Annotated in this window: 12 protein-coding genes; 3 read left to right on the forward strand and 9 right to left on the reverse strand. The window is 35.6% G+C overall.

All coding sequences use genetic code 11. The annotated features are described in order from the left end of the window. The coding region (locus GJV03_RS21565) for a hypothetical protein (RefSeq protein WP_171501886.1) at positions 1 to 261 on the forward strand (261 nt) is incomplete at its 5' end. Between the two features lie 361 nt (positions 262 to 622). Here GJV03_RS21565 and GJV03_RS20200 read toward each other — a convergent pair. Then, positions 623 to 1,456, reverse strand: a complete 834-nt coding sequence (locus tag GJV03_RS20200; RefSeq protein ID WP_154130971.1) for a helix-turn-helix domain-containing protein — start codon at positions 1,454 to 1,456, stop codon at positions 623 to 625. 151 nt (positions 1,457 to 1,607) lie between these two features. Between GJV03_RS20200 and GJV03_RS20205 the strand changes: the two genes are divergently transcribed. Then, entirely contained in the window at positions 1,608 to 2,180 is a 573-nt protein-coding gene (locus GJV03_RS20205; RefSeq protein ID WP_004722266.1) for a GNAT family N-acetyltransferase, read from the forward strand. A gap of 161 nt (positions 2,181 to 2,341) precedes the next feature. Here the strand turns inward: GJV03_RS20205 and GJV03_RS20210 are convergent, their stop codons facing one another. The 5 genes from GJV03_RS20210 to GJV03_RS20230 all read right to left on the reverse strand — a co-directional run bounded on the left by GJV03_RS20210 (position 2,342) and on the right by GJV03_RS20230 (position 7,604). Further along, a complete protein-coding gene (locus GJV03_RS20210; RefSeq protein WP_105713065.1) occupies positions 2,342 to 2,698 on the reverse strand; it encodes a DUF1304 domain-containing protein in 357 nt (118 codons plus the stop codon). A gap of 65 nt (positions 2,699 to 2,763) precedes the next feature. After that, positions 2,764 to 3,741 carry a zinc-binding dehydrogenase gene (locus tag GJV03_RS20215; protein WP_154130972.1) on the reverse strand — a complete coding sequence of 326 codons (978 nt, stop codon included), beginning with the start codon at positions 3,739 to 3,741 and terminating at the stop codon, positions 2,764 to 2,766. A gap of 9 nt (positions 3,742 to 3,750) precedes the next feature. Next, positions 3,751 to 4,353: a TetR/AcrR family transcriptional regulator gene (locus tag GJV03_RS20220; RefSeq protein ID WP_154130973.1), complete on the reverse strand. Its 603-nt coding sequence runs from the start codon at positions 4,351 to 4,353 to the stop codon at positions 3,751 to 3,753. 153 nt (positions 4,354 to 4,506) lie between these two features. Then, positions 4,507 to 6,711 (reverse strand): TonB-dependent siderophore receptor, encoded by a 2,205-nt coding sequence (locus GJV03_RS20225; protein WP_354666877.1) that lies wholly within the window; start codon positions 6,709 to 6,711, stop codon positions 4,507 to 4,509. A gap of 278 nt (positions 6,712 to 6,989) precedes the next feature. After that, positions 6,990 to 7,604, reverse strand: coding sequence for a MarC family protein (locus GJV03_RS20230; protein ID WP_004722279.1), 615 nt, complete (start codon positions 7,602 to 7,604; stop codon positions 6,990 to 6,992). A gap of 700 nt (positions 7,605 to 8,304) precedes the next feature. Here GJV03_RS20230 and proP point away from each other — a divergent pair. Further along, positions 8,305 to 9,786 (forward strand): glycine betaine/L-proline transporter ProP, encoded by a 1,482-nt coding sequence (proP, locus tag GJV03_RS20235; protein WP_056516445.1) that lies wholly within the window; start codon positions 8,305 to 8,307, stop codon positions 9,784 to 9,786. 211 nt (positions 9,787 to 9,997) lie between these two features. On the opposite strand, the gene GJV03_RS20240 is transcribed toward proP, so the two are convergent. The 3 genes from GJV03_RS20240 to GJV03_RS20250 all read right to left on the reverse strand — a co-directional run bounded on the left by GJV03_RS20240 (position 9,998) and on the right by GJV03_RS20250 (position 12,744). Continuing rightward, on the reverse strand, positions 9,998 to 10,702 hold the full coding sequence (locus GJV03_RS20240) for a hypothetical protein (protein WP_004722281.1): 705 nt from the start codon (positions 10,700 to 10,702) through the stop codon (positions 9,998 to 10,000). A gap of 182 nt (positions 10,703 to 10,884) precedes the next feature. Then, complete coding sequence (locus tag GJV03_RS20245) at positions 10,885 to 11,313, reverse strand: DoxX family protein (RefSeq protein ID WP_151956198.1); 429 nt, start codon at positions 11,311 to 11,313, stop codon at positions 10,885 to 10,887. Between the two features lie 132 nt (positions 11,314 to 11,445). Continuing rightward, on the reverse strand, positions 11,446 to 12,744 hold the full coding sequence (locus GJV03_RS20250) for an MFS transporter (RefSeq protein ID WP_004722285.1): 1,299 nt from the start codon (positions 12,742 to 12,744) through the stop codon (positions 11,446 to 11,448). Between the last annotated feature and the right edge of the window lie 49 nt (positions 12,745 to 12,793).

Genomic DNA, 12,793 nt, shown 5'->3' on the forward strand with positions numbered 1-12,793 from the left:
AAAAATCACATAAAAACATTTCAAGAGTTCACTGAAATTATTGATAAATTAATACAACCAGATCATAAGTCTGAAGTTGAGATAACAAGTTGGACAGAAGCTTTTATTTTCAAAAAAGATGAAATCGAAATTTATTTTCAAAATTTTTATGGTGATGATTCTTGGTTTTCATTTGAATTATATCCATTTGACAAGCAAAATAAATCTGATTTAAAAAAATTAAAAAACTTAATGGATCAATTAAGCGCATATTCTTTTTAAACCCAATGATGAGTCTGGAATATTTTTAAACGTAATCTCAGTGATATAAATGATCAAATCATTTTCACGAAGAGTATTAATCAGTCATTTGTAAGCTGCGTGTACATTATCCATCAATTTGATTTACAAACGTTCTCATGATGAAGTAGATCAAGCATTAAAATTGATAAGAATAAAATTTTTACCCATTCGTTCACGTCCATAGATGAAAAAATGAGCATGGAGAGTGAGTCAGATTGGTATTGGACGTTCCTCTCGCGTTGGGAAAAGACGAGGATGAGGGCGCTTTTGTGTTGATCTATACTTTTAAAAAGAACTTATAAAAGAAGCCTATTCAAAATATCACGTTAAAAATCTTATCTTAATTGTCTTTTCGATATTGGCGTAGCGTATAGCCTGTATGCTTTTTAAAATAACGACACATATAGGAAGCGTCATTAAAATGCATCTGGTCAGCAATCACTTGAATTGAGAGTGTATTCATTTTAAGTCGTTGTTTAAGATTAACAATCACCAGCCGATCTATCAGCGTTTTAGGGTTATCATTAAAAATTTGCTTACACAATTGCGATAAATAGTAGGGACTAATGTTTAAGGCTTGTGCATAAAACAAAACCTCCCGTTCAGCGTGACAGTGTATTGCGATCATTTCCCAAAACTTCCAACATAATCTTTCTTTTCTTGTGTACTCATTCTTGGCTAAGGTCTTTTTGTGATTGACGATTTCAGACAGTACCAGAAAAAAATTTTGCAAGTGATTGCATAATAATGTGCGCTGATACTGTTCTGTGGATTTAATAATAAAATCGGTTTGAGATTGCCATATCTTGATTAAACCTGCCTGTTCGGTATTGGGGGAAAAATGTGGCATTTGATTGAGATAAGCAAATAAAGCGTTTGGTAAAACAGCGGCAACTTCAGCAGCAAAATGACGATTGAATATACAATAATTACAAGAAAAATCAGCCGATTGGTTTTTTATAATAGTCAATGAATCTTCTGCAAGAACCAAAAAATCACCTGCTTGCAAATGGTAACTTTTAAACTGAATGCTTAAATCAGCATGGCCTTGTGTAATAAAAATAAGTGAACAATATGCTAATAGCAAAGGCTGGTTTAACGAATCACTTAGATGACTTGTTCCCCATAAATAATCTTTTGCATTTTGACGAAGATAATTTAGATCACTTTGCATTTTGAATAAAATTTATTAAATATCTGCCTAATTATAATGATTTTGTTTTGAAAAGTACCGAAATTGCCAAAATATGCGCATAGGAAGCAGTCCCTAAAATACCTATAGTTCATTTTGAAATGAGATGAATTTTATAAGAGGCTTTAAAAATATGATTTTGACAACTGAACGCTTAGTTTTACGACCTTGGCAGGAAAATGATGCAGAGAGTTTATACGAATACGCAAAAGATGAACGCGTTGGGCCAATTGCGGGCTGGCCCGTACATGAAAGTCAGGCACAAAGTTTAGAATATATTCAGACAGTTTTTGCACATGATGAAGTCTATGCGCTTGCGAAAAAGCAAGACAATCGAGCCATTGGCATGGTCGGTCTACTGATTGGGCAAGACAGTAATTTTGATATCGCTGATAATGAAGCAGAAGTTGCTTATTGGATTGGTGTACCCTTTTGGGGAAATGGTTTTATACCTGAAGCGGTTAAAGCAGTCATGCAACATGCCTATGAAGATTTGCAATTACACGCTTTATGGTGTGGTTACTTTGCAGATAATGAACAGTCACATAAAGCACAAGCAAAGTGTGGCTTTAAGCATCATCACACTGAAACAGATAAATATAATCAGTTTCTAGCGGATTACCGTACAGAGCATATCAGCTATTTATCACGTGAAGAGTGGGTCAAATTGCCTGCACATTACAAAGTAAGCAAATACATGGATTAGAATCAATTAAAGTTAACAAACATCAGAGATATTAATAAATAAATTAAGATCATCTTCTGAACGATTCATATGAAGCGAGAGAGCTTATTGATCTCTCTGATGCAGCTATGTAATTAAATTTTTTGAAGAACTTTAAGTAAGGGCGAGATTCGCCCCTTACTTTAGTAATTCAAATTCACGATAAGTAATGCCAATGCTGCTGGAATCGCTTGTATGTAAATAATTTTCTTACTTGCCGTTAAGCCGCCATAAATCCCAGCAATCAATACACAGCCCAAAAAGAAATTTGCCAGTGGTAATGCATAAATTACAGGTGCACATAAAGCCCAAAATAAGCCTGCTGCTAAAAAGCCATTATATAAGCCTTGATTTTGTGCCATGACTTTGGTGAGCTGTGCTTTTTCAGGCGTATTCCCAAATGCTTTTAAACCGTATGGTTTATCCCATAAAAACATCTCTAAAACTAAAATATACACATGTAGCAGTGCAATTAAGGCAATTAAAATTTGTCCAATCATCGTTTTCTTCCTTATTTTAAAAACGCTGATAGATCAGTCTCGCAACTGATCTATGCCAAGTACATTTATGGTTTTAATAACACTTTGCCTTGGCGTGCACCTTCAGTTGCTCTGGCTGCTGCTTGTTGAATTTGATCGAAACTAAATACACCTTCAACAGGCAATACTAATTTTTTCTGAGCCGCTAAAGTCACCAATTCTACAATTAACTCTTTTTTTCGTTCTGCAGACAATTGTTTGTTGACCACACTTGCCCAAAAACCTTTGACTGTCGCTTGTTTAAAAATAAGATCACCTGATGAAATTTGCATCAGTTCACCCGTCATACTACCAAATGAAACCAAGACACCATTTTCACTAAGTAAAGCCAACATTTCACCACTGGCTTTCCCCCCAATCGAATCTACTCCAGCAATTAAAGGTTGATCTGCATGTATCGCTTTTACTTGATCTTTCCAATCCGCTTGATCAGTCGCCACTACATTTTGAATACCTAAACCATTCATTTCTGCAACCGCATCACTACGGCGAACCAAATGAATGACTTTTTGACCGCGAGCGTGCGCGATCATCGCAACAGTTTTACCCACAGCGCCATTGGCTGTGTTTTGGATAAGCCACTGATCTTGTTTTAAATCAATAAAATCTAACAACATCAGTGCACTAATTGGCATACCAATCAATTGTGCAGCGGTTTCATCATCTATTGCATCAATTAAAGGCACAACACCATGCGCAGGCGCAATAAAGTATTCCGCCCAACTGCCGTGAACCGCGGCAACTGCAATACGTTGCCCGACAGACACTGCATCGACACCTTCACCGACGGCATCAATCACACCAACCGCTTCGCTTCCCCCAATTGCAGGAAGTGTCGGCTTATAGCCATAACTTCCTCTCACCGTCCAGACGTCATGGTTATGCATTGGAGATAAAATCATTTTAATACGAACTTCGCCCGCTTTAGGCTCTGGCTTTGGCATGTCTGCTGCTGCTAATACGTCGACAGGTTCGCCAAAAACTTGATGAATAATACTTTTCATTTGTTATTCCTATATAGGTTTTAGTAATTGCTGTGTGGTTTCTAAAGCCAAATAAAGTGCTTGTTTGTTCTGTGCAAGTTTCGCCAATAAAGCTGCGCCTAACCAGAGTTGATACATGGTTTGTGCCATTTTCTCAGGCTCAATATGTTGTGGAATTGAACCATCCTGTTGCCCCTCACTAAGTAAATTTGCAATGCGTTCAGTCAGCTTGCTTACACCAAAATTTAAAATCTGACGCATATCTTCGGATAAGTCAGAGACCTCTGCGGCAAGTTTTACAATCAGACAATTCTCAGCCCAGCCACCATCGTTATGACATGGATCATCAATCCATGCTTGCCAAAGCGCAACTAAACGCGCATAAGCACTCCGCTCTTCTTGTAGAATCAATTGATCGATTTTCACTTTATAATCAGCAAGATATTGCTGTAAAAGTGCACAACCAAATGCTTCTTTGGAAGAAAAGTAATAATAGAACGAACCTTTGGGTACACCACAAGTCGTTAAAATTTCCTGTAAGCCGACTCCAACAAAACCTTTATGTAATACCAGCTTAAAACTGGTATTTAAGATATGTTGTCGAGTCGCTTCACTTTTATCTGATCGTTTCATGTACACACTATAAATCAATAATAGACCAGTCGTCTATAAATTTATTAAAAATTACTCAAGAAATTTAGTTGAGGGTTTTGAGTGCATTTTAGGGAGTAAATTGGATTGTTATTTTAGCGAATGGCTGAAAATATCAGCCATCCTTCGATTGATTTAAAACTTTGCACGTAAGGTGAGCGTTGCATTTCGAGGATTACCGAAACGAATGTCGCCATAAGTATCAATTTGTGAATAATATTCTTTGTCAAAAATATTATTGATATTTAATGCAATATTCACTTTATCACTTAGTGGGTAGCTCGCCACCAAGTTAGCAATCGTATATCCAGGCTGACGATAAGGATGTTCGCTATAACGACCCACTTTCCAAGTACTTTGATAATTTGCACCGCCGCCTAGGATTAAATTATTTGCAAACTTATAAGTCGCAAATAAACGTGCAATATGTTCAGGCGTATCCTCATTAAAAACCAAACCTTGATTTGTAGGATCGTTCGCATATTCCGTAGTATTGTATGTGTAGCCAAAACTTAGATTAAGATTGGGTATAATTTCACCACGAATCTCAGTTTCAATTCCTTTACTGATCACCTCACCCGATGCAACAATACAATAAGCCTCGCCACCATTAAATGGGCATTGCCCTTTGGTGCTTTCATCTCGTATTGAGCGATTAATTTGGTTGGTTTTAAATCCTGCAACTGATGCAATTAAACGATCATCCCAAAGCCCTGCTTTTAACCCAATTTCATAAACATTCCCCTGTACTGGATCAAGTAATGTCTCATTACGATCTTTGACATTTTGCACAACAAAAGTATCGGTATAACTCGCATATGCAGTCAATGCATCATTGATAGCGTAAGTAAGCCCAAAGTATGGTGTTAAAATATTTGATTTCTTATATTCATTGACACTTTCATAATTGCTTTGACGCACACCTGCAATAACTTTGAGCGGATCAATAATATTTAAACGAGTGGTGAGGTAGTATCCTGTCTGGCGTACCTGATCAGCGCTGGTATTTTGATAACGTGGTGCGATGTAAGGTAACTGATAAGGACTGTAATTTTTAATATTGACGTATAAATAGTCACGTGTCGGTGTTTCCCCTCCACCAACCAAACTATAATCTTCTAGCACTTGGTCCCAACTTGTCCATGCCCCTGTAATATTACTTTTACTGTGATTTGCACCAAATACCAATTCATGCTCACGACCGAATAAATGATATGTCCCTTTTGCAAAAAAATCATAAATATCTAATTTTTGCTCATAGTTATATCCGTACTTATAAACAGTTGCTAAAGCATCATCAGCACTTGTGGTTTTTGGAGCCACGCTCAATGAAGTAAATGCCATATCCATGGCATAGTTTGCCTTCATATAGCTGGCTTTTACTTCCCATCCATTATTAAATTTATGGCTTATATCTAAGAAAGCTTGTCTATTGGTTTTATCCCAAAAATCTCTGTAATCACAACCACAGTTGGAATTATCGATACCTATTTTTTGACCATTGAAATAGTTAGGAATTGTATTTACGGGAACTGCATGTTCACCTTGACGTGAATATCCAATATTCAATAGCGTATTTTCAGTTAAATCACTGCTCACGATTCCATACAAAACATTAGAATCACGAGTAACAGATTTCATAAATGAATCACCATCTTGACCTGCCACCACTAAACGACCACGCACGCTTCCAGATTGATTCAATGGACCAGAAACATCCATTTCTCCACGTACTGTGTTCCATGAACCATAACTGACAGCACCACTCGCCTGAAAAACTTCTGTTGGTTTTTTACGAATAAGATTAATTGCACCAGAAGGGTCTCCTGAACCTTGCATTAACCCAGCTGCCCCTCGTAATACTTCAATACTTTCAATGGTTGCCATATCTGGTTTAGATGAGGTGACATTACTTGCATTTACAGCAACACCATCATATTGCAATATATTTGAATTCCAACCATCTCCAACATTAAAGCCTCGGATAGAAAAGTTGGTCCTCTCCGTATTATCCCCTGTTAGTAAAATCCCTGTTGTATTTAATAGTGCATCACCCAAATTTGTCGCACCCATATCTTCGATTTGTTTGCGTGTAATCACTGAAACCGATTGTGGGGTTTCTTTTACACTCAAATCGAGTTTAGTCGATGTACTGGCATTCTTTTTAGTGTAGTTATTTTCTGTATTATTTTCTGCGGTGACAACGATCATGGGTAAAGCATTTGTTTGCTCTGTTGTTGCTTCCGTCTCAGCATAAGCTGTCCCAATCCAACAACTATAAAGTGCAAGATAAATTGCACTTTTAGCAAAGATTCGATTTTGAGAAATCCATTTATTCACGAAATAAAACTCTTAATCTAAATAAAAATCATTATCGTTATATTTCACATAAAAACAACATATATCTCTACATTCCTTCATTATTTTCTACTTCAAATTCGTTTTGTTAGACAAAGCTATAAAATGAACAGCCTTTCAATCTGAAAGGCTAAGAATAAGGTTACTAGATAATATTACTGAATAAACTTTGACATGACGTGATGTGTACTCCCCCACCTTAGCGTAAATCATGTCATTGTATTTATTTGATAATTACCTTAAAAAAATATAAAAAATAATTAATACTTTTCAAGCAAACCAATGATTCCAGTTGCGATCATATCAATCGCAATTGTGCCAATTAACAAGGCAGATAAACGTCCAACAATATCAAAATAGCGATCAATATATTTTGCATGGCTATAACGTAAGTGGTCATGCCCATACTTCATGATCATTAAAATGCCACAGCTAATAAATAAGGTAAAAGCGATCAACACAGCGGATTCGAGTAAAGACATACTCGCTCCTGTTACGACAGCCGCACTGATTGTGCCAGGACCAATCATAAATGGCATCGCCATGGTACTGGCCAAATGTGCAGGTGTTCCTCTCATTTCTCCGATGGTATCCGCACCTTGAAATACAAACCGATAGCCAATCACTAAGAAAATTAATCCACCAAAAATCTGAAATGATTCAAAACGAACATTTAAATAAGTACTAAAAATTGCTTCGCCACCCCATGCAAAAAGCATAAAAACCACATAAGCAATCAAGGCACCTTGGGCTAAACCTTTATTGAATACATGGGTTTCAGTATGGCGAATCATCCCGATCATATAGATACTCATTAAAAACGGATTGAGTAATGAGAAAAACAAAACAAATGGATGGATATAATTTGAAAACATAATGGCTTTCCATAAAACAAAATCAGGAAACAAAATCAAAAAAAGAGCTTACTTTGCTAAAATTGTACTTCTCCACAAGGGGATACTTTGTCTAACTAATCATTAAAATTGTAAATTTTATTAAGATTCAGCAACTTATTTTTACAAAAAATATTACATTTACTCAAAAAATGCATAACCTTATAAAATTGACTCATTTTTATCTATAAAAAATATTTATACAGTTTTTTTAGCGCCCATTTAAGCTAGGCACTGGTTATAACTCATATTGCACCCATTAGCATTTGGATTGTTGATAAAATTATACTTAACGGCTGTTTATTGCTTTAGTCATCATCCAAATACCTATTTCTAGTCTCAACATTTTTTAGCATCAGTTTGGCGTTGCGCCCTGCTAAAATAATTCTAGCTAAGCAGACACAACTATTATTCACAGCCCTTTTGATTATTTTATATACGTTAAATTTATTACACAATTACATCAGATCTCATACATTTTATTCATGATTACCCAACACATAAAATTCACAAAAAAACTAAAATTATAATCAATTGATATTTATTAAAATTCTATGACATTGAAATCTTAAATGTAACCTAGCGTTATATTTTTTAATCATTTCTGCTCATGATGAATTTTATTTTTGATTGTGTTTTAACGCGTTTTTTAACACTGTCATTCATTAGGATTAAGCCATTTATGTATAAAAGAAAAATCAAACCACTTGAAATCGATGATGTCGAAATTATTGATTATGATAAGACTAAAAAAGCCATTAAAGCCGCAGCTTTAGGGAATGCCATCGAATGGTTTGATTTTGGTGTGTATGGCTATGTCGCTTATGTACTGGGTAAAGTCTTTTTCCCCAATTCATCACCCAGTATACAAATGATTGCGGCCCTTGCCACCTTTTCTATACCCTTTATATTTCGACCTTTGGGTGGATTATTTTTCGGGCATTTAGGTGATAAATACGGTCGTCAAAAAATTCTGGCAATCACCATTATTATCATGTCAGTCAGTACCTTTGGTATTGGCTTGATTCCATCTTATGAAAGTATCGGGATTTGGGCCCCTATTTTACTGCTCATTGTAAAAATTGCTCAAGGCTTTTCAGTCGGAGGAGAATATGCTGGAGCAGCAATATTTGTAGCGGAATATTCTCCAGATCGAAAGCGTGGTTTCATGGGAAGCTGGCTGGATTTTGGTTCTATTTTAGGTTTTGTTGTTGGAGCGGGCGTCGTTTCAATGATCAGCTTTTCCATGGGCGAAGCTGCCTTTGTCGATTGGGGCTGGCGTATTCCTTTTTATTTAGCGCTACCACTGGGACTGATTGGCTTATATTTACGTCACTCTTTAGATGAGACACCAACCTTTCAGGCACATGCCGAAGAACAGTCACAATCTAAAAAACCGCAAAAAGTGGGTTTCAAACAAATTTTTCGTGAACATAAGCGCAGTCTATTGGTCTGTGTTGGACTCGTACTGTGTACCAATGTCACCTACTACATGCTACTCACCTATTTACCAAGTTATTTCTCACATAACTTAGGCTATTCAGAAAATCACGGCGTTCTGATTATTATTGCAGTAATGGTTGGAATGCTCTTTGTACAGCCGTTTGTAGGCATGCTTAGCGACAAGATTGGTCGTCGCCCATTTGTCTTTGCCGGGAGCATTGCCCTGATTGTCTTGTCATACCCTGCCTTTATATTGCTTGCCACCAATAATGTTTACTTAATTTTCTTGGGTCTGTTGATGTTGGCACTTTCACTGAATATGTTGATTGGAATAATGGCTTCAACCCTACCCGCATTGTTTCCAACTGAAATTCGCTATAGCGCACTTGCAATCGCGTTTAATATTTCTGTGGTGATTGCAGGTTTAACCCCGACCATCACAGCGACATTGGTTGAAACCACTCAAAATATTATGGTGCCTGCCTATTATTTGGTAATTTGTGGTTGCTTTGGAGTGATTACTGCGATTTATCTTAAAGAAACAGCCAACTTACCGCTCAAAGGTGCAAAACCAATGGCCGTTGATACTGAAGAAGCTGAAGAACTTCTCGAACAATATCATGGAAATATTGAGCAAAAAATCGAAAAAATTGATCAAAAAATTGAAGAGTTGCAAGAAAAACGTGATCATCTCGCCAAGCAACATCCTGATATTGATTAATGGTCTTAAATGGGCTTATTCAATAGAATTGTGTTGGATAAGCCTCTAGCTTAGATTGATTATTCTTTGTAGCAAGTAAAACATAAGGATGCTGGAGTGGATGATATAAATGCCACGAAAATATTAAAGTGCCCAATGAAATTGATTGAGCGTTTTATGACATAAGTGTCGTTCTATTAATCGATAAGACAATATGGCAGAATTAAAGAAATCATCTTTTTTTCTTACGCTTTTTTATTTTGCTGTTTCTTTTTGAAGAAATAATTTTTCCAGTCCCCAATCCACGGAAAAAGTAATTGCCAAGATAAATGAATAAAAGAAAGAAATAAAAAATAGGAGAGATACTGAACAAGCTCATGATCAATTCCCAGAACAATACGCCTATTCGATAGTTGTAACTCCATTCTATGAGTGCACCTTTACGACTACCACTTTGGAATGAAATTTCATCATGAACAAAATGCCAAATACTGCCAAGAAAACATAAAATAAAAATGCTCGAAACTAATGTTTTTTTGATTATTGGTTTTTCTAACCAAGGATATTTATATGAAGAAGAGAATTCGAATTGTACGAATAAACTGTAAATCTTTTTTTGGAAGTTTTCCTGAATGCCATACTTTTTTAAGAATAACCAGCAGACATAACAACTTAAGAAAAACATAATCACTGTAATGTATATACTAGAAAGAATAGTAAAAAATGGTAGTGGTCCTTTTGTACCCACTGTAATCAACAAATTCTGTGTTATGTACTTATAAATGGAATATTGCCAATCATTTCTTGGATATGCGGGAAATAACAATAAAGGCGGGATAAATAGAAGAATTGAAAGTTGCAAAAGTAATTTATTTTGTCTTTTTTGCTTTGCTTGATATTCTTGCATTTCTGGTGATAGATAAGGCTTTTTAGACATTTTTAACTTTAAAATTTAAAATCATTTTACATTTACTAAGATCTAACTCTACCCTAATCATTAAAGCAATCAATTGTTAATCAAAATACTTTAAACTTCTTGAGAAGCATTATTAACTTAAAAAAATAGCTAATGAAACATTGTCGTTGACCTTCAATGCTCCAAAGCCTCTAATAAAACATTTATTTTTTATCCAAGGAGTATCGGCCTGGTCCTGTTAAACTTAACAAAAAGAATCCAGCAGCAATACTTATGTTTTTATAAAAATTGATCATATTCGACTGGACAAGTTCCGAGGGAACTTGCCAATAGGCATGACCTAATATTGCAGACCCAATCGTATAAAATGCAAAAATAATCGCAATAGGTCTAGTATAGTAGCCGATCAATATAAATATAGGAGCTACAACCTCCATTACAACTGCGATAAATGCAGCTAGAGTTGAAAATGGAATATTTAAAGATTGCATATACTGGATTGTTTGTTCAAAGTTAATAAGCTTGGGAATCCCTAGCTTTATAAACAATACTACAAGTAATACACGTGCTATCAATAAAATATAAAATTTTGAATTCACAAAATCGTAATATCGCAGCGTATTTAATTTCATGGTATGTAAACCTTTTTTAAAAACTATTTCTCATATAGTTTCAAGAGTGACAGGGAGAATCTAAGCCTTAAATACATCATTTTGCTATTTAAAAATAATTAAATACTCCTTAAATACTGGGTAAATCATCAGTTATCGATATTTTGCTTGAATCACGAGTGTCATAATCACAAGCATTGATGGAACTGCAGCAGCAATAAAGAGATGCGTAATATCCATGTGTTTAGATAAATATCCGCCAAACAATGGTCCAATTACTGAACCTAAACGTGCTATTCCAATACTCCATCCCACCCCAGTAGTACGTAGTGAAATAGGATAATAACTAGCAGAAAACGCATTGATCGCTGGCTGACCACCAACAATTGCAAACCCTGCAATAAAAACAACCACATATAAAAGTAAAGGATTACTAATTGAATAACCAATCACGGCTACGCTCAATACGCCAGTAATAAATACTGGAATAAGTACCTTATAAAATCCGACTTTATCTATTTTCAAACCCATCAAAATACTGCCAAAGGCTCCTCCCAACTGTAGAATGGAACCAATCAGTAAGGCCTGGTTTAAATTTAAGCCTGATTCTTTGGCAAGCATCGGTAACCAGTTCGCTAAAAAATACAAACTAATCATATTCAAAATGCTTATTATCCAAATGGTGTAAGTAAAGAATGCACGGTTTTCTTTAAATAGTTCTAAAGGTGATTGTTTTGTTTTCAGGATCAGGGGATTTAAAATTTTAAGTTCTGAACTAAAATTTAGCTTTGGATAGAATTTTTTTAGCCATAATAGTGCTTTGTGATCATTATTCTTGCTTACCATAAATTGTAAGGATTCTGGCAACGTGAACAGCATAATAAAAAAAATGATCAGCGGAATAATTCCACCAAAATAAAAGATCGCATGCCATCCACCAATTGGCGTCAATAAAGCAGAAATTCCACCGCCTAGCATTGCTCCAACTGTATAACCGCATGAAATAACCATCATGGTCAAAATACGATACTTGCTTGGCACAATCTCGGAACTATATGCCATAACATTAGGCATAATTCCTCCTAAGAAAATCCCAGTCACAAAACGTATGATGGTCAATTGTTCTACACTACTAACACTTGGTGTGAGTAACATCAGCACAGAAAAAGCTAGAGTTGAAATAAGTAAAATGGGACGGCGACCAAAGCGGTCTGCTAAAGAACTTAAAAATAGTGAGCCTATAAATAAACCAAAAAGGCTGGCACTAAATACGACCCCCAACATGGTTTTATCAATTTTCCAATGTTCCATGATCAAAGGTGCAGCATATGCGATTGCTTGAATATCATAGCCATCCATAACCATCAGTAGCAAACAGGTCAATAAGATAAACTTCTGATACCTTCCTATTTTTTGTTGATCAATAAAATCATTTAATGCAACTTCTTTCATGGTAATTCCTTCTACATCGCTGCAACGATAATTACTTATTTCATAATTC

The organism is Acinetobacter sp. RIT698 (genome assembly GCF_009668065.1).
In the GTDB taxonomy this organism is placed as follows: Bacteria; Pseudomonadota; Gammaproteobacteria; order Pseudomonadales; family Moraxellaceae; genus Acinetobacter; species Acinetobacter guillouiae.

What these genes read in the sequence shown, in the direction of transcription:
- GJV03_RS20200 (WP_154130971.1), bottom strand. Translation starts at nt 1,456, where the DNA reads ATGCAAAGTGATCTAAATTATCTTCGTCAAAATGCAAAAGATTATTTA.
- GJV03_RS20205 (WP_004722266.1), top strand. Translation starts at nt 1,608, where the DNA reads ATGATTTTGACAACTGAACGCTTAGTTTTACGACCTTGGCAGGAAAAT.
- GJV03_RS20210 (WP_105713065.1), bottom strand. Translation starts at nt 2,698, where the DNA reads ATGATTGGACAAATTTTAATTGCCTTAATTGCACTGCTACATGTGTAT.
- GJV03_RS20215 (WP_154130972.1), bottom strand. Translation starts at nt 3,741, where the DNA reads ATGAAAAGTATTATTCATCAAGTTTTTGGCGAACCTGTCGACGTATTA.
- GJV03_RS20220 (WP_154130973.1), bottom strand. Translation starts at nt 4,353, where the DNA reads ATGAAACGATCAGATAAAAGTGAAGCGACTCGACAACATATCTTAAAT.
- GJV03_RS20230 (WP_004722279.1), bottom strand. Translation starts at nt 7,604, where the DNA reads ATGTTTTCAAATTATATCCATCCATTTGTTTTGTTTTTCTCATTACTC.
- proP (WP_056516445.1), top strand. Translation starts at nt 8,305, where the DNA reads ATGTATAAAAGAAAAATCAAACCACTTGAAATCGATGATGTCGAAATT.
- GJV03_RS20240 (WP_004722281.1), bottom strand. Translation starts at nt 10,702, where the DNA reads ATGTCTAAAAAGCCTTATCTATCACCAGAAATGCAAGAATATCAAGCA.
- GJV03_RS20245 (WP_151956198.1), bottom strand. Translation starts at nt 11,313, where the DNA reads ATGAAATTAAATACGCTGCGATATTACGATTTTGTGAATTCAAAATTT.
- GJV03_RS20250 (WP_004722285.1), bottom strand. Translation starts at nt 12,744, where the DNA reads ATGAAAGAAGTTGCATTAAATGATTTTATTGATCAACAAAAAATAGGA.